General features: G+C 44.3%; 24 protein-coding genes and 1 other RNA gene. 9 read left to right on the top strand and 16 right to left on the bottom strand.

What is annotated here, in order from left to right:
* Nucleotides 1–112: 112 nt before the first annotated feature.
* A complete protein-coding gene (gene hemL, locus J7529_RS08490) occupies nt 113–1,411 on the bottom strand; it encodes a glutamate-1-semialdehyde 2,1-aminomutase (protein WP_318728625.1) in 1,299 nt (432 codons plus the stop codon).
* Nucleotides 1,412–1,615: 204 nt separating this feature from the next.
* Between hemL and hisIE the strand changes: the two genes are divergently transcribed.
* A complete protein-coding gene (hisIE, locus tag J7529_RS08485; RefSeq protein ID WP_271942321.1) occupies nt 1,616–2,260 on the top strand; it encodes a bifunctional phosphoribosyl-AMP cyclohydrolase/phosphoribosyl-ATP diphosphatase HisIE in 645 nt (214 codons plus the stop codon).
* Nucleotides 2,261–2,333: 73 nt separating this feature from the next.
* Nucleotides 2,334–2,831 carry a tRNA (adenosine(37)-N6)-threonylcarbamoyltransferase complex ATPase subunit type 1 TsaE gene (gene tsaE / locus J7529_RS08480; RefSeq protein ID WP_318728624.1) on the top strand — a complete coding sequence of 166 codons (498 nt, stop codon included), beginning with the start codon at nt 2,334–2,336 and terminating at the stop codon, nt 2,829–2,831.
* Nucleotides 2,832–2,878: 47 nt separating this feature from the next.
* Here the strand turns inward: tsaE and J7529_RS08475 are convergent, their stop codons facing one another.
* On the bottom strand, nt 2,879–4,102 hold the full coding sequence (locus J7529_RS08475; protein WP_318728623.1) for a M20 family metallopeptidase: 1,224 nt from the start codon (nt 4,100–4,102) through the stop codon (nt 2,879–2,881).
* 488 nt (nt 4,103–4,590) lie between these two features.
* Here J7529_RS08475 and J7529_RS08470 point away from each other — a divergent pair, with 488 nt between their 5' ends.
* A complete protein-coding gene (locus J7529_RS08470; RefSeq protein ID WP_271942306.1) occupies nt 4,591–5,040 on the top strand; it encodes an ATP-binding protein in 450 nt (149 codons plus the stop codon).
* An 8-nt stretch (nt 5,041–5,048) separates the two neighbouring features.
* On the opposite strand, the gene J7529_RS08465 is transcribed toward J7529_RS08470, so the two are convergent.
* The gene (locus tag J7529_RS08465) at nt 5,049–5,327 is read right to left on the bottom strand and encodes a DUF6439 family protein (protein WP_271942304.1); all 279 of its coding nucleotides are present in this window, start codon (nt 5,325–5,327) and stop codon (nt 5,049–5,051) included.
* 116 nt (nt 5,328–5,443) lie between these two features.
* Here J7529_RS08465 and J7529_RS08460 point away from each other — a divergent pair, with 116 nt between their 5' ends.
* The 4 genes from J7529_RS08460 (at nt 5,444) to J7529_RS08445 (ending at nt 8,093) form a co-directional block, all read left to right on the top strand.
* Nucleotides 5,444–5,776 carry a hypothetical protein gene (locus tag J7529_RS08460; RefSeq protein WP_318728622.1) on the top strand — a complete coding sequence of 111 codons (333 nt, stop codon included), beginning with the start codon at nt 5,444–5,446 and terminating at the stop codon, nt 5,774–5,776.
* Between the two features lie 14 nt (nt 5,777–5,790).
* The gene (locus J7529_RS08455; RefSeq protein WP_318728621.1) at nt 5,791–6,153 is read left to right on the top strand and encodes a hypothetical protein; all 363 of its coding nucleotides are present in this window, start codon (nt 5,791–5,793) and stop codon (nt 6,151–6,153) included.
* A gap of 22 nt (nt 6,154–6,175) precedes the next feature.
* Complete coding sequence (locus J7529_RS08450; protein WP_413038848.1) at nt 6,176–6,646, top strand: adenylyltransferase/cytidyltransferase family protein; 471 nt, start codon at nt 6,176–6,178, stop codon at nt 6,644–6,646.
* A gap of 190 nt (nt 6,647–6,836) precedes the next feature.
* Nucleotides 6,837–8,093, top strand: coding sequence for a serpin family protein (locus J7529_RS08445; protein WP_318728619.1), 1,257 nt, complete (start codon nt 6,837–6,839; stop codon nt 8,091–8,093).
* Nucleotides 8,094–8,334: 241 nt separating this feature from the next.
* On the opposite strand, the gene J7529_RS08440 is transcribed toward J7529_RS08445, so the two are convergent.
* From J7529_RS08440 to J7529_RS08415, 6 genes are all read right to left on the bottom strand, one after another.
* Nucleotides 8,335–8,751 carry a hypothetical protein gene (locus J7529_RS08440; RefSeq protein WP_271942294.1) on the bottom strand — a complete coding sequence of 139 codons (417 nt, stop codon included), beginning with the start codon at nt 8,749–8,751 and terminating at the stop codon, nt 8,335–8,337.
* A gap of 8 nt (nt 8,752–8,759) precedes the next feature.
* A complete protein-coding gene (locus J7529_RS08435) occupies nt 8,760–9,140 on the bottom strand; it encodes a phasin family protein (RefSeq protein ID WP_271942291.1) in 381 nt (126 codons plus the stop codon).
* A 24-nt stretch (nt 9,141–9,164) separates the two neighbouring features.
* Nucleotides 9,165–9,261: signal recognition particle sRNA small type (gene ffs / locus J7529_RS08430), an RNA gene on the bottom strand.
* A gap of 111 nt (nt 9,262–9,372) precedes the next feature.
* Entirely contained in the window at nt 9,373–10,038 is a 666-nt protein-coding gene (locus J7529_RS08425) for a Fe2+-dependent dioxygenase (protein WP_413038847.1), read from the bottom strand.
* Between the two features lie 123 nt (nt 10,039–10,161).
* A complete protein-coding gene (locus tag J7529_RS08420; protein ID WP_318728617.1) occupies nt 10,162–10,995 on the bottom strand; it encodes a hypothetical protein in 834 nt (277 codons plus the stop codon).
* A gap of 110 nt (nt 10,996–11,105) precedes the next feature.
* Nucleotides 11,106–12,110 carry a multicopper oxidase domain-containing protein gene (locus tag J7529_RS08415; RefSeq protein WP_271942282.1) on the bottom strand — a complete coding sequence of 335 codons (1,005 nt, stop codon included), beginning with the start codon at nt 12,108–12,110 and terminating at the stop codon, nt 11,106–11,108.
* Between the two features lie 336 nt (nt 12,111–12,446).
* On the opposite strand from J7529_RS08415, the gene J7529_RS08410 reads away from it, so the two are divergent.
* Complete coding sequence (locus J7529_RS08410) at nt 12,447–13,145, top strand: class I SAM-dependent methyltransferase (RefSeq protein WP_271942279.1); 699 nt, start codon at nt 12,447–12,449, stop codon at nt 13,143–13,145.
* Nucleotides 13,146–13,241: 96 nt separating this feature from the next.
* Here J7529_RS08410 and J7529_RS08405 read toward each other — a convergent pair whose 3' ends face one another.
* The 7 genes from J7529_RS08405 to J7529_RS08375 all read right to left on the bottom strand — a co-directional run bounded on the left by J7529_RS08405 (nt 13,242) and on the right by J7529_RS08375 (nt 21,399).
* Nucleotides 13,242–14,444, bottom strand: coding sequence for a ribulose bisphosphate carboxylase small subunit (locus J7529_RS08405; RefSeq protein WP_318728616.1), 1,203 nt, complete (start codon nt 14,442–14,444; stop codon nt 13,242–13,244).
* 190 nt (nt 14,445–14,634) lie between these two features.
* Nucleotides 14,635–15,471, bottom strand: a complete 837-nt coding sequence (locus tag J7529_RS08400; protein WP_318728615.1) for a hypothetical protein — start codon at nt 15,469–15,471, stop codon at nt 14,635–14,637.
* Between the two features lie 73 nt (nt 15,472–15,544).
* Nucleotides 15,545–17,587 (bottom strand): tetratricopeptide repeat protein, encoded by a 2,043-nt coding sequence (locus J7529_RS08395; protein ID WP_318728614.1) that lies wholly within the window; start codon nt 17,585–17,587, stop codon nt 15,545–15,547.
* Nucleotides 17,577–18,932, bottom strand: a complete 1,356-nt coding sequence (locus J7529_RS08390; RefSeq protein WP_318728613.1) for a P-loop NTPase fold protein — start codon at nt 18,930–18,932, stop codon at nt 17,577–17,579. The genes J7529_RS08395 and J7529_RS08390 overlap by 11 nt, the downstream gene beginning before the upstream one ends.
* Before the next feature lie 130 nt (nt 18,933–19,062).
* A complete protein-coding gene (locus J7529_RS08385; protein ID WP_271942267.1) occupies nt 19,063–19,404 on the bottom strand; it encodes a ribulose bisphosphate carboxylase small subunit in 342 nt (113 codons plus the stop codon).
* Nucleotides 19,405–19,456: 52 nt separating this feature from the next.
* Nucleotides 19,457–19,843, bottom strand: a complete 387-nt coding sequence (gene rcbX, locus J7529_RS08380) for a RuBisCO chaperone RbcX (protein ID WP_318728612.1) — start codon at nt 19,841–19,843, stop codon at nt 19,457–19,459.
* Between the two features lie 125 nt (nt 19,844–19,968).
* Nucleotides 19,969–21,399: a form I ribulose bisphosphate carboxylase large subunit gene (locus J7529_RS08375; protein ID WP_318728611.1), complete on the bottom strand. Its 1,431-nt coding sequence runs from the start codon at nt 21,397–21,399 to the stop codon at nt 19,969–19,971.
* A gap of 505 nt (nt 21,400–21,904) precedes the next feature.
* Between J7529_RS08375 and gcvT the strand changes: the two genes are divergently transcribed.
* Nucleotides 21,905–23,002: a glycine cleavage system aminomethyltransferase GcvT gene (gene gcvT, locus J7529_RS08370; RefSeq protein WP_318728610.1), complete on the top strand. Its 1,098-nt coding sequence runs from the start codon at nt 21,905–21,907 to the stop codon at nt 23,000–23,002.
* Nucleotides 23,003–23,024: the final 22 nt, after the last annotated feature.

Genomic DNA, 23,024 nt, shown 5'->3' with positions numbered 1-23,024 from the left:
CTTTGAACATTCTAGCGTTAAAACGCAACAGCGAACCAAGTTTTCTAATGCACTATTTTAGCTGATACAGTCCATGGGTAGTGGACTGACAAAAGAGGATCAATGGCAAAACCTAAAGAGAAACCATTACTTCTCGAGCTGCTTCTAGAGTCCGATCAATATCTTCCTCGGTATGAGCCAAAGACGTAAACCCAGCCTCAAACTGAGAAGGCGCTAAATAAATTCCCCTTTCTAACATTCCCCGATGGAAGCGGCCAAACTTAGCAGTATCCGACTGTTTCGCATCACTAAAATTGTGGACAGGGCCGGCTGTAAAGAAGAAGCCAAACATGGCACTAATAGAACCACCGCAAGCCTCATGGCCAGTTTCTTTGGCAATAGCGAGCAAGCCATCAATCAGTTTTTTAGTAATCTTCTCCAAAACATCATACTGGCCCTCCTTATTCAAGATGTCTAAGGTTTTAATCCCAGCCGTCATTGCCAGAGGATTACCCGATAGAGTTCCCGCTTGATACATGGGGCCAGCCGGAGCGACCAAGGACATAATCTCCTTACGACCGCCATAGGCTCCAACCGGTAATCCGCCACCAATGACCTTACCCAAGGTTGTTAAATCAGGCGTTACGCCAAATTTGGCTTGCGCTCCACCATAGGAAATCCGAAATCCGGTCATCACTTCATCAAAAACCAATAAAGCACCATGGTCTTGAGTGAGCAGGCGCAATCCTTCTAAAAATCCGGCATCTGGGGGAATAAAGCCAGAGTTGCCTACGACGGGTTCTAGGATGACTCCAGCAATTTCATCAGGATTGTCATTAAACAGTTTTTTCACTGCTTCTAGGTCATTGTAGGGGGCGGTGAGGGTATTGGTGGTGGTGGATTTAGGAACTCCTGGAGAGTCCGGTAAGCCTAGGGTTGCTACCCCAGAACCGGCTTTAACCAGGAACATATCGGCGTGGCCATGGTAGCAGCCTTCAAATTTGATAATTTTTTCCCGTCCGGTGAAGGCTCGCATCAGTCGCAGGACAGACATACAGGCTTCGGTTCCAGAGTTGACAAACCTGACCATTTCAATGCTGGGAACGGCGTTAATCACCATGTCCGCGAGGATATTTTCTTGGGCACAGGGAGCGCCAAAGCTGGTTCCTTTGTCTAGGGATTCATGGAGTGCTTTAATCACATCTGGATGGGCATGACCGCAAATGGCTGGGCCCCAAGTGCCGACATAATCAGTGTATTGGTTACCATCGACATCCCAGATATAGGCTCCTTTTACACGGTCAAAAACAATAGGTTGGCCGCCCACAGATTTGAACGCCCGCACGGGAGAGCTAACCCCCCCAGGCATCAGGCTTTGGGCAGCGGTAAAGATTTCTTTGGATTTGGTAGTGTTTAGTGTGGTTGCAGTCAAGGTAATCTCCAGGCGCAAAAATACAGATAATTTTGGGCTAAATGCTCAAGTGTTTTTTAGCAATAAGGGCTAGATTACACTAAAACTTAGCACCTTCATCACTTCCTCCATTAGAGAAGGGGTAAGATTGGGTAAGGCTGCTTACAAGGGTTTTAGAGCTACTGCAAGCGATCTGTTGTTTGTTGGGGTAATTGATTAAGTTTTATGTCTGTTGAGTCTTTTCCTTCCCAGGCGATCCCGATTGATCGCATTAAATATAATGATCAAGGTTTGGTTCCTGCCATTGTTCAAGACGATCTTGATGGTACGGTGCTGATGATGGCTTGGATGAATCAGGAATCGCTACACAAAACCTTGGAGACTGGAGAAACTTGGTTTTGGAGTCGTTCCCGTTCCCAGTTGTGGCATAAGGGGGAAACATCGGGTCATCTCCAGAAGGTGCGATCGCTTCGTTATGATTGTGATAGCGATGCTTTGTTAATTGGAGTTGAGCAAATTGGTGATATTGCTTGCCATACTGGAGAGCGCAGTTGTTTTCATCAGGTGGAAGGAACTATTACTGCTCCCCCTGCGGATATGCTCTCTCAAGTGTATGAGGTCATTTGCGATCGCCGCGATCGTCCTACCCCAGAATCCTATACTTGTAAATTATTGGCCGATGGAGACAATAAAATCCTCAAGAAAGTGGGTGAGGAAACAGCAGAAGTGGTGATGGCCTGTAAGGATGATAATCCAGAGTCCATTGCCTCAGAAGTAGCCGATTTGTTTTATCACACCTTGGTCGCCCTTGCCTATCATGGTGTCCCTTTGAAGGAAGTTTATCGACAACTGCAACAGCGTCGTCGTTAAATATAGCAACTGGGTTTCCCCTATTGCCATTCGTGCCTATTACCTATTGCCTAGCGGAGATTAACGTTCAACTATGCATCTTTCTCTTGACCTGCCTGATGCTCAAGCCACCGAAGAATTGGGGATCAAACTCGGTCAAATTTTAGCCCCCGGAAGTGTCGTCCTTCTCAATGGGGATTTGGGTACGGGGAAAACTACGTTAATTCAGGGACTCGGTAAGGGACTGGGTATTGAGGATCTCATTGACAGTCCCACGTTTACCTTAATTAATGAATATCTTGATGGCAGAGTACCCCTCTACCATTTCGATCTCTATCGCCTCAGTCCCGCCCAAGTGCCTAGCCTGAATCCAGAGTTATATTGGGAAGGTGTAGAAGTCCCTCTGGGTATTGTCGCCATTGAGTGGGCGGAGAAGTTGCCCTATTCTCCGCCAGAGGTGTTGATTTTGGATCTGAGCTATCAGGGTAACCAAAGACAAGTCGAGTTTTGGGTGAAAGGTCCCTTAGCTATTGCTGCTCTACAGGGGATTTCCGAAGCCTATCAGTGTTCTTCTGCGGGTCTATCTTGTTGATCGGGGAACAGGGAATTAGGAGGTTGTCTCTATCTCCCTATCTTCTCCTAGAGCGGAAAACACTTACCAAACTCTTCGGCACAGCGTACAAAGAGTTCTACGCCCATCTGTAATACAATCTCGTCAAAGTCAAACCGAGGATGGTGATGGGGATAGGCAAGATCTCGCTCTGGGTTGGCCGATCCCAGGAAGAAGTAGCATCCAGGAACTTGTTGCAGGAAGAAAGAGACATCTTCAGCCGCTAAGGTTTGATAGTCGGGCAGGAGTTCATTGGAGGTTTCTACGACTTCTTGGGCCACAGAATAGACAAAATCGGACATGCGGCGATCATTAATGACGGCTGGATATTGCTGCCAGTAGTTGAGATCGTAGGTTGCACCATGGATCTGGCAGATTCCAGCTATTGTTTGTTCAATCCGCTCTTGTAGATAACCTTGGAATTGGGGATCAAAATAGCGAACCGTTCCGCTCAGTTTAGCCGTATCTGCAATGACGTTATGGCGAGTTCCTGCATGGAGTTCTCCAATAGTAACGACAGCCGATTGCAAGGGGTTGACGTTGCGGGAGACAATCGTCTGGAGCGTATTGACAATTTGAGCACTGACCATGACTGAATCTATGGTTTGATGGGGCATGGCTCCATGGCCGCCTTTGCCCATAATCAAGAGTTTAAACGATTCTACGGCTGCCATAAATGGGCCGCTGCGAAAGGCAACTTTACCCATGGGTAGGACATTCCACAGGTGCAGACCGATGAGGGCATCGACATCAGGTTTTTTTAGCACCCCGGCTTCAATCATCGGTTTAGCACCCCCTGGTCCTTCCTCTGCGGGCTGGAAAATGATTTTTATGGTTCCGGAAAAGTTTTGCCGGTGTTTGGCTAAATAGTGGGCAGTTCCCAGGGCGATCGCCGTATGACCGTCATGGCCGCAGGCGTGCATTTTACCCTCATGCTGCGATCGATACGGGACTCGATTGAGTTCGTTAATCGGTAAAGCATCCATATCAGCACGAATCGCTAAAACAGGGCCAGGGGTTTGGCCGGTAAGGGTGGCGACAATACCAGTTCCGGCAATCCCAGTTTGATGCTCAATCCCCCATCGGGTCAGCAGTTTGGACACAAAAGCTGAGGTCAAATATTCCTCAAAACCCAGCTCAGGACATTGATGAATTTGCCTTCGCCATTGGACCAGTTCAGGCTGTAAGGCTCGAATTTCTAATCTAACTGACTCAAGATTGACGGAAGGAGGAAGAAGGGTGGATGAAATCATGAGGTTTGCTGGCCCGATAAAATGTAGGATTCAAAGTAATATTGAGAACTTTCTTGTCCTGAATAACCACTTGTGTTGCCAAAATGAAGCAAGGAAAAGATCTTTAATTATAGTATAACGGGTCATGAAATTCGGTTATAGATTCTTTGATCGCATTGGATATATCTGCTACACGGATGTCTTTTTGAAGCGGTTTTGATATAATTAAACAATAGAAGAGCTTTAATTTATCCTTTCTGGAGCAATTGCTAACCCCCAATCCCTCCCAATCTAGGTGATGCGAATGGAGAACTAAAATATGAATCAAAGCCTCACCAATTGAACCGTCAACCCATTATTTTCATCGAGGAAAAGCTTTTAATTTCTTATGAATCATCAAAATTAGGTTAACGCGATCGCCATTTACACTCAGGTCATCTGACTTTCAAAACCATGCTATTTGCTCCGCTCAGATACTGTCCCTTTGTAATGATTAAGGATTTGAAGTTGTGATTGCTATTTCACCTCGTCCCGTGCGCCGGCAATGGAATACCATTAGTTTCGCGTCTACGTTGTACCTGTGTCCTGTACTCGATCTACTCCTCACTCACATCCCTTCCCATGTGCCTCTCGACTGGCAAGAACAGGTTAGACTCGGACTACAAGAAGCCCTGGTAAATGCGGCTAAACATGGTAATAATCTCGATCCGGGTAAGCAAGTTTCTGTGAGGTTTTCGGTATCCGAAGGCCATCACTGGTGGGTGATTTCAGATCAAGGATGCCAAAGCACGGATAGCCAAAGCAGGGAGAACTGTTCCTGTATTCCCATTGACTCGGCTGGGCTTCCTGAGCATGAGTCCGAATGTGGGCGCGGTTTGTTTATTCTGCACCAAATTTTCGATCAAGTCCATTGGTCTCCGGAAGATCGAGAACTGCGACTGTGCAAAAGTTGGAGATAGTCCAAGCTTTAGCGATGATCGGGACAAGGAGGAGCGCTAATCGAGCGATCGAGCCAACCGGTAGCTTGTTGTAGTCGGGGCAGTGCTTCTTCTTTTTGGTTTTTTAACAGGAAAATTAGAGCAGCGATCGCCTGTTCCTGGGCCCTCGCGGTACGATTAGATTTGAGCTTATGCCAATCTGCCGAGGAAATGGCCAACCGTTGAGCTAATACTTGTGCAATCTCTAGAGTCGTCAGATCTGAGAGGCGATCGGCGATCGGGGTCTGTGTACTGGAAAAATTAGACATTGGAGCAGATAACCTTGATAGAATACCGTTGTTCTTGATTGTAACGGAATAGTCCTAAATTCCAAAAATCATCCCATTCTCCGTGTCCCCCTGTCTTCCTCTGAAAGTATTCTCCCATGTCCGACGATCGCTCCCCTCCCTCTGAAACCGATCCCCAACCTGACTGGGAACAGAGCTTGATGGACTTAGAAGAGAGCCTATCAAGTCTCAAACAACGGTATACCCAAGTTAAAGAAGGACAGCAGCAAAAACAGGATCTTCAGCACCGGTTAGGCCAACTGCAAACGGAACTTAAACACATTAAAGAACAACTGGCAACCTTAGAAGTAGAGCTAGAAAGTCGCCTCCTGTCCTGGTTAACAGTCAAAGAACCCTTTTGGCAAGCGGTGCGGTTTGGGGGATTAGGCTTTGCGATCGGCTGGGGTTTACACTGGTGGTTGAGACGATAAATTGAGAGGGACGTATGGCAACTCAAGACACATGCTGCACACTTGTGCCCTATTTCAAAGTTCATAGTGGGAAACTCGATCAGTTTAAGGAACTCTGTGAACGATTTGTAGAAAAAACGGCCCAGGAATCTAAGTGCCTCTACTATGGATTTACCTTTGACGGAGATCAAAGCCATTGTCGTGAAGGATATGTGGATGCAGAAGGAGTAATTGCCCATTTAGGTAATGTAGATGCGTTACTTAAAGAAGCCTTAACACTCGCCGATCTGACTCGTTTAGAAGTTCATGCTCCAGAAGAAGAATTGGCAAAACTTAGACCTGCTTTAGCTGATTTAAATCCTCAGTTTTTTACCCTTGAGTACGGTTTTCGGCGATAAAGCTCAGTGTTAATCTTTGATGATGGGTCTTATGATATTTACCCTTGAGCAATTAGAAACCCAAATTACAGCCTCTCCACAAAATTGGCGGCCCTTGGTTCTAACCAATGGCTGCTTTGACTTGCTTCATATTGGTCATTTACGGTATTTACAACAGGCAAAGTCGTTTGGGCGATCGCTCATCGTCGGCATTAATAGCGATCGCTCTGTGGGCAACCTCAAGCCTAATCGCCCCATTGTACCTGAATCTCAACGAGCAGAACTGGTGATGGGCTTCAAACCGGTTGATGGGGTGGTCATTTTTGACTCTTTAACGGCTATTCCCTTAATTGAAACACTAAAACCTGATATTTATGCTAAAGGAGGAGACTATACACCAGACACTTTACCGGAAATGCCAACCGTTAGAGCTTGTGGTTGTCGTCTAGAACTGATTCAGATTGAAGTGGCTACTTCTACGAGTGGTATCATTAACAAGATTTTGTTGAATTGAGTGAGAACAGTTTCTACTTTTATTAGGCCATAGGCAAGTCTGTTGTTTGCATCCCCTATCCTCCGATCGCCGCCAAGCACTGTATGATAGCTTCAACCTCCATTGGTTACAGAAAGGGTAACACTTCAGGAATCAGAAACCCCTTGTGACATGCTGAGAAGTATAGACCCCTTATGCTGGAGCGCTAATCATGACTGTACTCACTCTGAAAAAGCTCGGTATGCTGATGACAACGGGTTTAGTCCTCTTGGGGTTATGGGGATGTTTTCGCCCTACTACTCCAGGAGCGATCGCCTCATCTCCCATTATCTCTGAAACCAATGCTGGTGTGAATCCCCAATTGACTGATGCTCATACCCGCTTTAGCTTTAAGCTATGGCAGCAATTATTAGCACAAGAAGAAACTCAAAATCTCTTTATTTCGCCTTCGAGTGTGGCGATCGCCCTTACCATGACGTACAATGGGGCATCCGGAGACACTCAAACGGCTATGGCGAATGCCTTAGAGCTACAAGGAATGAGTTTAAGTGACATTAATCAAGCCTATGCAACGCTCAAGCAGCGTCTAGAAAATACGGATAAGTCTATTGAACTGAGCATAGCTAATTCTCTATGGGGTAGAAATGATGTGAACTTTAAGTCGGATTTTCTACAACAAACGACAACCTATTATGATGCAAAGGTGCGATCGCTAGATTTTACCGATCCTGCTACTCCTAAGCACATCAATAATTGGGTGAAACGGCAAACTAAAGGTAAAATCCCCCAAATTGTCGATCAGATTAATCCTGACGATCTCCTATTCCTCATCAATGCCACCTATTTTAAGGGACAATGGCAAAATGAATTTAACCCAACTCTCACCCAAGAGCGTCCTTTTTATCTCCTCAACGGACAAGAAAAACAACATCCTATGATGTTCCAAACGGGGAGTTATGATTATCTAGAAAATGAGCAATTTCAAGCCATTCGCTTACCTTATGGTGACGGGCGATTTAGCCTCTATGTATTCTTGCCTCAACCTGAGCAAAACTTATCCCAATTTTATGCCCAACTCAACGGTAGCACCTGGCAAACTTGGCTCGGTCAATTTCAAGATCATGAAGGTTCGATTACCCTACCTAAATTTCAACTGGAATATGGTGTAGAACTCAAACCTGTGTTATCTGCATTAGGCATGGATCTGGCGTTCAGTCAACAGGCTAATTTTTCCAAAATCAGTGATATTTCTGCCAAAATCGATCAAGTCAAACATAAAACCTTTGTCGAAGTGAACGAAAAGGGAACAGAAGCGGCTGCGGTTACCTCCGTCGGTATTGTTGCTACTTCTATTCGTCCACCATCTAATCCATTTGAAATGGTTGTTGATCGCCCGTTTTTCTGCGCTATTTACGACCACGAAACCCAAACGCCTTTATTCTTTGGATCAATTGTTAACCCTGAATAATATAGCAGAGAAAGGGAGAGTTAGGACATTTTCTATTGCTATTCGTGCCTATTGCCTCAAACCATAACCTCACTGTCCTAATCAACTCTTTCACTGCTATAGCTTGAAGCCTTAGCCCCTAAGCAATACAAGCTATTCCCTAGCACGAAGCGCTATATCATGAGGTGACAAGGAAGCTTGATAGTAGAGAGTATGGGAGGAATAGGGAGAGGAAACTTGGTATCCCATTCAAGTAACTCCTTCAGCTTCCGTCCATTCCTTCCCAGTCTCGACAAGAAGTATCTTCTGGTCCGTAAGGATGCATCCCACAAACCAACAGATTACCCCCATAAACTTGTCCGTGGTAATGACGACATCCCACGCAAGCTTGATGTTCGGGGTTTATAGGAAATTGCTCTAGATCCCCAAAAGGATTGTAATATGGCTCCTCTTCCCTAGACTCTAATGGGGAGTCCTCACTGGGTTCTAACCATTCATTGAAATAAGCTTCTAGATCTCGAAAGAGCAGCTCATCGAGAGTTTCAGCAATCTCGACGGTGATTTCCGCCATCTCGCCAACCCACTCTCCTAACTCTTCCTCAACTTCCCGAAAAAACTCTTCAACTCCAGTCGTAAAGCTCTCACAGAGGTTCTGCCACTCTTTTTCCCAATCTTCCATAACTTCACTTAATCTTTTTGAAGGCGCTTCAGTTCTTCTTTGAGTTGATTGACTTGATCGCGCAATTCGTTAACTTGCTCGTCATCTGTGGAAGGTTCCGGCTCCTCATCATCTACAATTTCGATCCGACGAGGTTCTTTGAGCGTTTCTACTGAATGGGTTTCGGTTGCCTGCTGATTGACTTGTTGTTGAGCGCGATTGACAATTTCTTCGACCATGCGCTTGGCTTCTTCAGCCGTAATTTCTCCGCGCTCTACCATTTCATTGGCTAACTTTTGGGCTTGAGGGCGCAGATCGGCGATCGCACTTCCAGCCTTTTCCCCTGCATAGGATGCCACCCCAACTCCCATATAGAATGCTTTCTTGACGAAATCTCCTAAACCTGGCATCTCTGAATCCTCGTTCTGACACAGGGCGACCCGGAGTTTACGCCTATTACAAGCATCTCGTATTGCTGCTACCTTCCGGTCCTGACAAGGTTTGAGCGTTGTAATCGCATAAGTCCGGGTCTAAATTCAGCATAACACTTTAATGGACAGTTGAGGAGACTTCTTTTAGAAAAAAGGGGATGTTTAAGGGAAAAGGGTTGACCTATTACCCAGTCTGTAGCGTCATACTGACTCACTCTGCCCATTTTCTGAGCAAATTAGCGACACTTTTGGTAATCAGATCGAATTCGCTCGTTTTACCCTCCCGAGCATATAACGAGCGTTTTACTGTTTCTAAGTCAAACAAAATTTCCCGCTGATCGCGATCGCGAATCAGGCTTTGAACCCACCCAACCGCAACGAGACGCTCGCCCGTGAGAACTGACTCGACTCGATGCAGCGTGGTGGACGGATAGACAATAGCACTACCCGCCTCTAACTTGTAGCCTTTCTCATCATCTGCTTGCTCAATCACCAATTCACCCCCAGTATAACTATTGGGATCGCTCAGGAAAACAGTAAACGAGAGATCCGAACGCAGAAAGTTTGAGCCACCCATCAAGGCATTATCAACATGTCGTCCATAAGACATTCCTTCCCTATAGCGACTCAATAAGATGGAATGAACTACTTTAGGGCGAGCGAGAACTTGAAAGAGTTGATTTCTTTCTAGTGCTTTAGAGATCAGAGAAGATAAATTTTTAGTCTTTCGATGATGCGGTAATTGTTGATTGTGCTTGACTTGCTGAGTATGCCATCCAGCAGTGAGTTTTCCCTCTACAAATTCGGCTTCAGCGAAGTACGTTGTCAGATGTTGAAGTTCTTCCTCTGTCAATACATTAGGAATACGAACAATCATAGATGGCCAAGTATAGTCATTCAAATAACAACAAGACATAATTGTAAGGCCGTTTCAGGTCAGCGACAGCCGAAAACGGCCGGAAAGCCAGATACAGTCGTTAGTCGAACCAAGAATTAAGTATTAACTATGATCTCCAATGAGAAAAACTAAGCTGAATACTTTACTCGGTTCTGCTAAAGGAGTATTGGGAGGATTAACGGAAGGCCAAATGGTCTGAAGTTCTTGTAAGCTCTCTAGAATAACTTGGTGGTCATCAGGACGAGATCGCTTCATCGTATCAGCAATGGTTGCATAAAGCTCATTGGCATAAATAACAAACCCTCTAGAATCTTGATATTCTATAATTTCTACAAATCGGTTATTGGCGATCGCCGCTTCATATTCGGCTGCTGCTGTTTCCAGCACTCTACCAATGACTTCCAATACAAACTCTGGAGACTCTCTTAAATCTTTAGGGACTGCCATCATTGCTCCATCAATGGCCCTTACAGAGGTTTGGAACCGAGTTCTGAGTCGGGCACTCTGAGGATCGAATTTAACTAAATCATGAAGTTCATTTAGGGTCGTATCAAATTGGGGTACATTGCGATCGGCCAATTGTTCCTCTACATCACCATAGAGTTCTTCTACTGGATGTCCGATATGTGGCTCCGCCTGATCGTATTCCCCTGCTTCGATCAATTCTTCCGCTACGATCAGATGGCCTTGCATCAGAGCTAGAGCAGTCATATAATCCACATCTGGATCACCTGAACTCCCCCCTCCTTCACCCGCTTCACCCCCCTGCTTACTATGTCCATGGCCATGTTCGCTTGCCATCTTAATCGTTTCCAGGGTTGAAACAGATTCTTGGTCTTGACTTTGGTGATACACAGTTGCCCCACTGCTTGCACCCATAGTTGTCACTAAACCGATCGCTAAGAACAGTTCTACAGATTTTAGTTGCTTTGTCATTATAATTAAGAATTAATTTCAAGAAAAGCTCATCTGGAGAGGATAGATCTATTTGATGATTAATGTCAATAGCTAGCCTATCTCCTCCATCGAGTTTGACAACCCACCCCCTAAACAGGCAAAACATCAAAAAAACCCATACAGCCACGCTCTGCAATATCATCTTGATGGGGATGAAACATATACTGACCGGGGTACTTATACGAAAACTCTAAGATATGTCGTTCTGCGGTTCCCATCGTAATCACATCTGATTCTGCTGAGGATTTTAAGGTGCGTCCGGTGGGAAAAATTTGAAACATATTGGCATGAATATGGAAGGTGACGGCCGGATCGAACTCAATCATATTCAGCAAGTACAAACGGATTAACTGATTTTGGTAAACGGGAATCGGATGGTCTCGATAGTAATTAGGGATACCATTAAAGGCATAGAGTTCATTTTGATGATCGTTATTGATATCAAAGCCTCCCATCACCATCACCATTTCATCGGCTGGAACTCGTCCCTCTGGGGGGTCAACAATTAATAAACCATAGAGTCCTTTACTAATATGGCGGGTTACGGGGGCAATATGGCAATGATAAGGATGAACTCCAAACGGCTCGGCATCAAATTCGTATACCATGGTTTTTCCGTGGCGGATGGGTTCAATCCCATCCATGTCTACAGGGTGTGTACCGTGAAAATGCATACTGTGGGAATGCCCGCCTTCATTATGGAAAACGATCCGAATCCGTTCGCCTTCTTTTGCTCGGAAGGTCGGCCCAGGAACTCTATCGTTTAAGTTCCAACTGATAAAAGTAATTACACTGTTGAGCTGTAATGGAGAGCTTTTCGCGGTGACTTCAAACTCCCGCACCTTTTTACCTTGTTCATATTTGACGGTACCATAGTCAAATTCCCGTAATAAGACCATGGGATCGAAGGGATGTTCTGATGGTGGAGTATAGCCTGCTGGTAGAGAAGGAATACGGATAGCTTGAAATGCTTTGGAAATCCTGGGTTTGAGCAGGGCTGAAGCGATCAGTAAACTACCACTGGCAGCTCCAAAACCTAATAGTTTTCGTCTAGAGACTTGTTGATAAATATTTTTAGAATATTGAGGATTCATGGGAGAACTAAGCGAAACACTCTATTAAGAATAATTTCTAAAACCAAAAATGGAAAGTCGGATAAAGGGTAGGGGCAAGAGCGATCGCCAACCGAGCAATAGGGTTCAAGGTTTATTGCTATGAGGGTGGTTCTATACCCCTTGAATGAAGAGCGTGAAGATTGTTACTAAAATCACCTCTTTTAATGAACAAGCGTCATCATCTAGCTGTAGAATATTAGGAAATAGGGTTTAATTCTCTCTCACGATGTACTACGAGGCTATTCCCTAGAACTTTCCCTATCCACAATAGCCCAAGTCAGTATATTTAATGACTAATAGCCAGGAGTAAATACGATGACATCTCTTAAAGACTGGATCTGGAACGAGCGCCAACAAATTGGCAAAGATTACGAATCTATTGAAGAAGTGGCTTTATATGATGAAAGCCACTCAAAGTTTCGTGACCTCAAGCTAGAAAGCCATGAAATACTCAAGCTAATTGGGGCAAAGCCAGGAATGAAACTTCTTGATATTGGCTGTGGCACTGGTATCTTTTCCATAGAAGCCTCCAAGAAAGGATTGGACGTAACTGCTATTGATGTTTCTAAGACCATGCTTGAGTACGCTAAGACAAAGGCTAATGAAGCAGAAGTCTCAATCAACTTTGAAGAAGGTGGATTTCTGACTCATACCAGTCCCCCAAGTCATTACGATCTAATCACATCTTCTTTTTCCTTTCACCATCTCCCAGACTTCTTCAAATTCATTGCTCTGGATAGGCTGCGAGGATTGATCAAAAGTGATGGTAAATTATTCATTCAGGACGTGATCGTTGAACAGAATAACTATGAACCTAATGTGAACCAGTTTATAGATCGCCAGGAGTCAGTTGGTGGCGACTTTTTAAGAGAGGATGCAATTGTTCATTTCCAGGAAGAATATTCTACATTTGACTGGATTCTTGAGGAACTCTTTAGGAAAGCTGGCTTTCAGATTGTAGACAGCTCCATTCAAGGTGGATTGCTGGGTCGATATTTATGTAGCCTTGCCTAGCTCTCTATAAGTGCTACCCACTAGGGAATAGGGAATAGCTTATATTGCTTAGAGCTTAAAGATTTAAGCTGTATTCCTCCTGAAGAGAGAATCGCTCTACGGTTTTTGAATCAAGGTCTCCAGAATGCGCTGTTTGCGCGGGCGATCGATCGCAATTAACCGGATATATTCATGGGGATGCTCTTCTAAAATACCGCTCAATTGGAAGAGTGCCTCTTGCAGACTTTGAGCCGATATAGGGCCAGCATTTTGCCACGATCCTGTCCGAAATCTGCGAGAATCAGCGATTTCTACGCCTAAACTGTAGCCTCCCTCTAGAATTTGTTGTACTTGTTGGGTAATCTCTGAGGGGAGATTAACGGGGGGAGAATTTGGGGGGAATTCCTCTGTCACTCTGGGAGAGGGTGCTGTTGTAGATTCGGGTTTGGGTTGATAAGTTTGGGATAACTTCAGCCGGTTAATATGGTGCTGCTGTTCTTGCAATTGTTCTGCCATGTGCAGCAGTTGCTCTAAGCTCCAGGCTTGGCTGGGAAATTCGGGCGGTTTTTCTTTACTATTCACTAATCGTTTGCCAATTTGGTCATAGCCGACGGTTTCGAGCAGGTGTAAAATTTGGTCATCATATAGGCGCGATCGCAGTACGGCAAAGAAATCAATCGGCTGTTCGGGAAAGCGATCAATCAACTGTTCAATGGTTGCACTGGGAAGATTATCCGGAGCAAAGATACCTTTAACAATGCCACCTTTATCTTGGCGATCGGGTTCCCAATAGAATTTTTCCATCCGTCCATCCCGAATGAGGGGAGCGTAGAGCGTGGAAAAGTCATTTCCCGTGACAATAATGGGGACGCGATGTAGGGGGGTGGGATCGTAGCTTCCGGGAAGTTGCACATCCGTGGGGCGATCGGCAATATTCATTAATGTCCCATGTACCAATTGCGTATTCACCGTATATTGGGTACGCTCATCTAAACGACCTGCTCCCGCATCCAAATCGTTAATCATTAATACCGTCATTTTCCCCCGCACCTTAATTAATTCAGCCGCTTCCCGATAGCGCAACCGAATTAACCGAGACGGATCTCCCGCATCCGGACTTTCCAATTCTCCCGCAGACATATGGATAACTTCCACGCCCATCTTCTCAAAAATTAATTCACATTGAAACGTTTTCCCTTCTCCCTTGCGTCCATGAATCCCTAAAATCAGAGGAACCGGCACTTGGGGTAAATCTAAGAAATTCTTGGTGATATGGATGGCAACTTTATTGAGAAATCGAGGCGCAATATAATAAGTCATACAGATTCTGATGCCATCTATCCGATAAGGCGACTGAACTTCAGTATTGTATCAGGAAACATGCCTGCTGCATTACTGATATCAAATCCGAATAATCAGTGATATCAAATCCTTAAATGTTTGCATTAATTGATTCTTGAGGGGCAAGTTGCTCTCAGCCCCTTGTTTAGTGCGTGTATAATTGTTGATTTCAGTTAGCAGAAACCTGTGAGATCTTCGCCCAAACAGTCTCATGATTTTCATCCATCGTTATGGTTGTTACCTCTTCAACCTTCAGCCTAGAATTAGGAGGAATAATACCCTTAATATTTGCCAACCTCGTACCTCGCTCCCTTAAATTAATCGAAGTTATCGTTTCAATGTTGGTCTGCGCTTGAGGAATCGTATCTTGCTTAATCGTTTTAGTATTATCATCCTCCAACGTTTGACTACCAGACCGGATTTTACCCAAATAGATCCATCCCTCTATATTCAGTTGCTCTTCCGTAAGCTTTTGCAAAAGTTCTTTATCCGGACGATTGGCTATTTCTGCGGTACTATAGAATTCCATCTCAGGATTTTGGGCGGTTTGCACGCTACTCAATTTATCGCGAATATAACCCTTAAATTCGTCGGTCACAGAATCATCATCAAGGATTAATCCCGATATGGTTTGAGTCAATGCCTGATTCTGACTCGATATGGGAATCGTGAACAAAATTCGTTTTTCATCATCATCTTCAGCTAAATTATAAAGACTAATGAGGGCTATTTTAGCTTTGGTATTGTCTGCCCCAGCTAAATTTTCCAACTGTGCCTGAATTAGCTCAACAAACTTTTGAACCCTTTGATTTTCTTGTGCCTGTTCTTTAAGTTTTGTCTGTATTTCTTCGGAGGTTCTTGCTGCTATAGTCGCTTGCCACGATGTGTACACACCAAAAATGGCCACGATGACACTCACCCCAATCTGTAATTGTTCTAACAATACTTTACGGTTTCCAGACGGAGAGCTGCGATCTTTATTTATATTTTGCTGTGGCTCACTCATAAAACACATGCCTGTGAGTTAAGTTAGATCGACTAAATATTGCGCTTTTATAGAGACATCCTAAGCTATTCTATCAGGAGTTAGGTTGAGGAGCGTCTGATGAATCTTGCTCTAATATCCACAGTAATATCTTGTTGTTTGTTGCTTTAGCATAGTTGTAAACCTCTTGCCATTCAGGGGTAGTGCGATCCAGCTTAGATAAGGTTTGTGAATACTTAATATTACTTAACCATTGTTTAAAGGCTTTCACCCATTGTCCTGTTATCAACAGTTGTCCCAATAGTAAACTTCGGATGCCTATATTGTACGGTTGGAGTTGTAAAATTGTTTCGTAACAGGCGATCGCCTCTTTACAACGTTTAAGTTGGTTTAAACTTAATGCCAAATTGTTGTAAGCTGAAACATGATCGGGTTGCAGCTCTATAGTTTTTTCATAACTAGATATCGCCTCTTCATGTTGCCCTAATTTACCCAAAGCAACACCACGACTGTACCAAGCATCTGAGTTTTTTTTATCAATCTGTATGGCTCGATCAGAGCAGTGAATTGCTTCTTCATATCTTCCTAAGTTATCGCAAAGTATTGCGCCAATTGTATTCCAAACATAAAGGTAGTCTGGGTTCAATTTTATTGATTTTTTATAACTAAATATAGCCTCCTCATATCTTCCTAGTTTACCCAGTGCAACCCCACGGTCGTGCCACGCATTTGAGTGATTTTCGTCAATTTTTATAATCTTATCAAAGCATTTAATTGCTTCTTCATATCTCCCTAAATTATCGCAAAGTATTGCGCCAATTATATTCCAAACATCCAGGGAGTCTGGTTTCATTTCTATTGTTTTTTTGTAACTAGATATAGCCTCTTCATATCGTCCCAATTTACGCAAAGCGACACCACGGTTGTACCACGCAGTAGAATTTTTTTCATCAATTTTTATAAGCTCATCAAAGCAGTGAATTGCTTCTTCATACCTCTCTAAATTATCACAAAGTATTGTGCCAATATTATTTAATGTGGAAAGCTTTCCTGGTTTCAATTCTATCGCTTTTTGATAACTAGATACAGCTTCTTTATACCGTTCTAATTTATCTAAATTAGAACCTCGATTATGCCAGGCATAATAATGATTGGGTTCCAGTTCTATTGATTTGTCATAACTCAATAGAGACTCTTTATACTGTTTTAATTTACCCAAAGCAACACCACGATTGTACCAAGCAGATGGGAAATCCGGATCTTTTTCTATTGCTATATCAAATTTAGAGATAGCCTCTTCTAGTCGTCCTAAATCATCACATAAAGTCGCGCCCCAAGTATTCCACGCTCTCACATAGCTCGGATCGACTTCAGTAGCTTTCCTATAACAAGAAATAGCATTTTCATAACCTTCCTCACTTTCAAATAGTAATCCTTGCGTCACCAATAAATGAGCTTTTTGTTCGGCTTCCAACTCAGAATCTGTGATGGTATTCCTTAGCTCTGCAATTCGCTTTAGCCGTTCTGTACTAGAGAGTTGACAATACTCTTTATATTCAGACTCCAGCACCCAGTCAATCATTGCATTATCGCTCTTGTCTTTAGGTAAAACAAACAAGCCTACTCGCCAATCATAAAAATCGGGTGCGCGAAACCTAAAATATTGCACTGCAAAGTAAGGCAAGAGAAAGACAATAGCACAAGGAACATTGTTCCATAGATTTTCTCGGACTTGATTTAAATGATTTAATAAGGGGGGGACATCCTGGAGACTATAATTAGAAATTTTGTCATCATCCCAACCTAACGAGCGTTTAGCATCCTCATACGTGAATAAAGCTTCCTCAATTCTCCGCACAACCAAGACTGTAAATTTTTCTTGGTCATATTTAGCTTTTGCTTCGGCGTAAAATGTTCGGGTTTGGGAATCCAAATCCATCATCGTAACCCGATTCACTCCAAAACTATTTTGCAATCGCTCAATTACTTCTCTTTCTTTATCTTGTCCGCATTGGACAAAAAACCAACCTGCACCCTCATTATTACGAACGGCACGGATTAACTCGGCAAAAATATCTTCTTCCGTTTCGGGTTCTAATTCATCTTCATCCCAATCGAGAATATCTTCAACTTTCATTTGTTTCCTCCTGATACTTTTGCCAGCGCTCTTTGAATAGTTTAGATCCACGAATTAAAGGATGTACGGTATGCCAAGGATTGGGCGCTTCATACTCATCAACAAAACAATATTCTAAAATGCAACGCCTATAGAGTAAGTCGCGATACTCTGGCTCGTGGTATTTGCGTTTAGCGTGATAAACATTAAAAAGCAACGGCCAATCTGACTCTTGTAAGGTCTCCATATATCCCCGTCGATATCGACCAATGGCTCGTTTGACTGCTTTTTCCTTAATGGGTAATTCGGTACTTTGATTGATAGCATCCCGCACCATATGCATTAAATCCCGCAAATGTCCGCCACAACTAACACACAACAATTGTACAGTTTCTTCAGAATCAAAAATATGGGGAACTAATTCTAAATCGCTGGCGCAGGCTGCTCGTTTCTCTAGAGCTGTTCGTAACTTGTTCATTCCAGCTTCTAAAACTTGACCATCCTGAGATTCCACCATAATCATGGGGAGAACTTGAGGGGTTCCGTAGATATCTTGTAGTTCACTAGCTGCCCTAGAATAGAGTAAAGCAATGGGAGCAGTGTAGATGATATCGCATTTTAAACCTCGCATTAATTCCGAGCGGTTAACATAAATGTCTTCTAGATTGGTTTGTCCGTTGTCATCATTTTGAATAGGAACAATCCGGTCGAGGTTATCGGCAATAATCACCACCTTCTTTTCTGTATTCTGACTAGACGCTTTAGCACTGTCAATAAATTCATTGAGCGCCTTGACTAAGGACTCGGTATTGGGTTCGACTAGCTCTCGAATTTTTCTGCGTTTACTGGGTTCTGTTCGCATTACTGCTGTAATGCGAGTAAATTGAGAGAGCGCAATGCTGACATTGAAATTATCAAATGAAACTTCAGTTAAAGCGAGATCCGTGAGTTCTTTCCAGCGAGACTTTAACCAATTTGCGATTGGTGATGGATCTGCTTTACCTTCTAACTCTTTCAGTAGTTGCCGCGTACAAGAGAGGAGGATATCTTGATATTGGGTATCTTGAAAGCTTAAATCTCCTTCATCCTCAGTTGCAGCAGCAAAATAGACCACTACAAATCCATAGTCTTCTAAATCTTTTTTTAACCGTTTTAACTCTGTGGATTTGCCACCCCCTCGATGTCCGGAGTAAAGTAAGCAAGCATTATTCTCAGCCATTTTGATCGGGCCGCCCAACTGCACTAAAATATCTTCATCACCACGCACTGAGTTACAATCGACATAGCGAGGATCGTCGTGTTCCAAGGGGACATCGGGCCGGAATGAATTAAATAAGGCTTTGAGGAGACGTGCGGTTTCATTCATGAGACATATTCTGAGGTGGCTATGTTAATGGTTTAGTCGATGTGCTGATTATAGCGCAAGATAAGGAGGGGCAAGTGACTTACCCCTCCTCAAATCCGACTAATTTACTAATTTATCGCTTCTTTATAACTTAGTAACGACGGAGATTAGCATTAGGTTTGTGAACAATGAAGCTCAGAACTTGACATTGTTTGATGTTGTCAAATCCCATAACGCGAACGTAGCTTTCGCGATATTCTGCACGACAAGCATCAATTTCAGCCATTACTTCGTTAACGGTTTTAGCGTGGAAGAGAGGAAGTTTCCACAACGTCCAGTAGCGCATTTCGGGGCTGGAATCTTCACTAAATTCCACACCAGCAATATAGCCTTGATCCAAAATGTACTGAATTTGCATTTTGATTTGGGCATCAGTCAGGGGAGGCAGGTAAGAAAGCGTTTCGTAACGGCGCTCTTTGGGTAAAGTTTGCATGGTTTTTAAGCAGTTGTGTCTAGAATTTGGACTCGAAGTGATCTAGCAATCATCAATCTGAATCGGTTGGTGATTGGGTATCAGAAGAAGAATCAGGGATATTAAGTTGCGTTACTCGTTCGAGATATTGACGGCGATGTTCCATATTGCCTTGTTGAATATTACTGCGAACCATTTCGGGTAAGAAATCAGTAACTTCTTCAGCGAGATGTTCTCGTACCGTCATCACCCGGAAAGCCATCTCTGGTCTGACTTGGAAAAGCTCATCAAGATAAGCTTCTCCATCCTGAATTTTTCCGGTTGAGGAAAATCCACTGAGCCAAATCGCTTCACCGGGATTGGTTTCTCTTAACTGATTCATCACTACTTTGACCGCTTGATAGGTGAGATAACTCGCCATTACACGGCTAGTAGCTTTGGCAACGTTTTTAATATCCATGTCCTGATCTCGGCCGCTAAGATGAAAGAATCCCCGATTTTAGAGGGAGATTTGGGGCAAGATTGTGATCGACAACACTCTTGCCTCTTCTTCCTCTTAACGGATGCTCTAACTCTGGGCAGAGATTAGAGGGTATCCATGGCCTCGAACTCGAACTTGATTTCTTTCCACAGTTCGCAAGCAACGGCCAATTCAGGAGACCATTTACAAGCTTCGCGGATTACGTCGCCACCTTCACGGAAGAGGTTGCGACCTTCGTTACGAGCTTGGATACAAGCTTCGAGAGCAACGCGGTTAGCGGTTGCACCAGGAGCATTACCCCAGGGGTGACCCAAGGTTCCACCACCGAACTGTAAGCAGGAGTCGTCACCGAAGATTTCTACGAGAGCTGGCATGTGCCATACGTGAATACCTCCGGAAGCAACGGGCATTACACCAGGCATGGAAGCCCAATCTTGGGTGAAGTAGATTCCGCGTTGACGGTCTTGTTCGATGTGGTCTTCGCGCATGAGGTCAACGAAGCCCATGGTGATGCCTTTTTCACCTTCGAGTTTACCCACAACGGTTCCAGAGTGGAGGTGGTCACCACCCGACATGCGTAAGCATTTGGCGAGAACGCGGAAGTGAATTCCGTGGGCTTTCTGACGGTCGATAACGGCGTGCATGGCGCGGTGGATGTGCAGCAGTACGCCGTTGTCGCGACACCATCTAGCCAGGGTTGTGTTGGCGGTGAATCCTCCAGTGAGGTAGTCATGCATGATGATGGGGGTACCGATTTCTTTGGCGAATTCGGCCCGTTGCATCATTTGTTCAACGGTAGGAGCGGTTACGTTAAGGTAGTGACCTTTGATTTCACCGGTTTCTACTTGAGCTTTTTCGATCGCTTCTTGAACGAATAGGAAGCGGTCTCTCCAGCGCATAAAGGGCTGAGAGTTGATGTTTTCGTCGTCTTTGGTGAAGTCTAGACCACCCCGCAGACACTCGTATACTGCACGACCGTAGTTTTTAGCCGACAAACCGAGTTTGGGTTTGATGGTACAGCCGAGTAGGGGACGACCGTATTTGTTGAGTTTGTCCCGTTCTACGGTGATACCGTGGGGAGGCCCTTGGAAGGTTTTCAGATAAGCGATGGGAATCCGCATATCTTCTAAACGTAGGGCGCGTAGGGCTTTGAAACCGAATACGTTACCTACGATGGAGGTTAACATATTGGTTACAGAACCTTCTTCAAACAGATCCAGAGGATAAGCTACATAACAAATGTATTGGTTATCTTCTCCAGGAACTGATTCAATATCGTAGCAACGACCTTTGTAGCGATCGAGATCGGTTAATAGGTCAGTCCATACAGTCGTCCAGGTTCCAGTAGATGATTCCGCAGCTACCGCAGCGCCTGCTTCTTCGGGAGGAACGCCCGGTTGGGGGGTCATCCGGAATGCGGCCAGAACGTCGGTATCTTTCGGTGTGTAATCTGGTGTGTAGTAGGTTAATTTGTAATCCTTTACACCAGCTTGATACCCAGCTTTAGACTGAGTTTGAGTTTGAGCGTAAGACATGAAATCCCTTCCTAAAAACTAGCACTTAATACGTTTTGTGCCGATTGGCTAGATGTTTAAGAATATATCAAGATTTGGGCCACTTTACGTTCACTTCTACTTGTTTTGCAAATAATCCTTACTTATATTTACAGCTACCATTAAGCTTTATGACGAAAATCTTGACAAAAGTCTACAATTATTAAGAAAATGTTAAACCTATTTTTTTGATCTGGGTTGGCGATCGCCAGTAAACAGAACTCCTCTGGGGATCGGTGAGTAAAAAGCCCTATACTTGCGCCACACCTAACGCAACATAACTTTATCTAGCTGAAGAGGAACACTAGGGTCGATTGTTACGATATGGACATTATTTGTGACAAAAGGATATAGCGATTTCCCCTTTAAGAACAGGAAAGGTGCTAGTCCCTCATCAAGTAGGGGCGAAAGTTTTTTCGCCCTCATGCTTTTCTAGGAGGGGGGCATCTTTTGGTATAGTGCCTGTAGGATCATTGAGACGTTAATCATGGCTTTACTTCATACTCCACTGTTTGACTCGTGCGTAAAACTCAAGGCAAAGATGACTGAATTTTCCGGTTGGGAAATGCCAGTACAATTTTCAGGAATCAAACAAGAACATGAAGCGGTCAGAACCCATGTCGGAATGTTTGACATCTCCCATATGGGCAAATTCTTCCTCAGTGGCCCTTCAGTGATCGCCAGTCTACAAACTCTTGTTCCCTCAGATCTTGCTCGTCTCAAACCGGGTCAAGCGCAATATACAGTACTGCTGAATCCAGAAGGAGGCATTATTGACGATATTATTGTCTATCTGCAAAGCCAAGAAGACAACGGAGAGGAAAAAGTCGCTATTATCGTTAATGCTGCCACTTGTGAGGGCGATCGCCAATGGATACAGCAGCATCTCGATCCAGATAAAATCCAATTCGACGACCAAACCCTCAACCAAGCCCTCATTGCTCTGCAAGGCCCCAAAGCCATTGAAACCCTACAAGCGCTCACCACAACCGATCTATCATCCATTCCTCGCTTCGGTCACACGACCCTTTCCCTGCTCGGGAGTTCTGCTTTTCTCGCTCACACCGGCTACACAGGTGAAGACGGAGCAGAAATCATGCTCGATCCAGACGCGGCTCTTCAACTCTGGGATACCCTACTGCAAACCGGTGTTATCCCCTGTGGTTTAGGAGCTAGGGATACCCTACGCTTAGAAGCTGCTTTAGCGCTCTACGGTCAAGATATCGATCTCACCACCACTCCCCTAGAAGCAGGTTTGAAATGGTTAGTCCATTTAAAAACGAAAGGGGATTTTATCGGTCGATCGGTATTAGAAGAGCAGCAAGCCAACGGAGTTTCTAAGCGGTTAGTGGGACTAAAAGGAGAAGGTCGCCATATTGCTCGTCATGGCTATCCCCTTTTAGCTGGCGGGGAAGTCGTCTCTGAAGTCGCCAGTGGAACCCTTTCTCCGACCCTCGGTTATCCCATTGCCATGGCATACCTACCGAAACAATGGGCAAAAATTGGGCAAGAAATTGAAGTGGAAATTCGTGGAAAACGGTATCCGATGAAAGTGGTTAAAAAACCGTTTTATCGTGCTGGGTAATGGGTAATAGGTTAACTCAGGA

Origin of the sequence: Roseofilum sp. Guam (assembly GCF_017746735.1) — a bacterium.
Lineage (GTDB): Bacteria > Cyanobacteriota > Cyanobacteriia > Cyanobacteriales > Desertifilaceae > Roseofilum > Roseofilum reptotaenium.
This window is presented reverse-complemented; position numbering and strand designations above follow the sequence as displayed.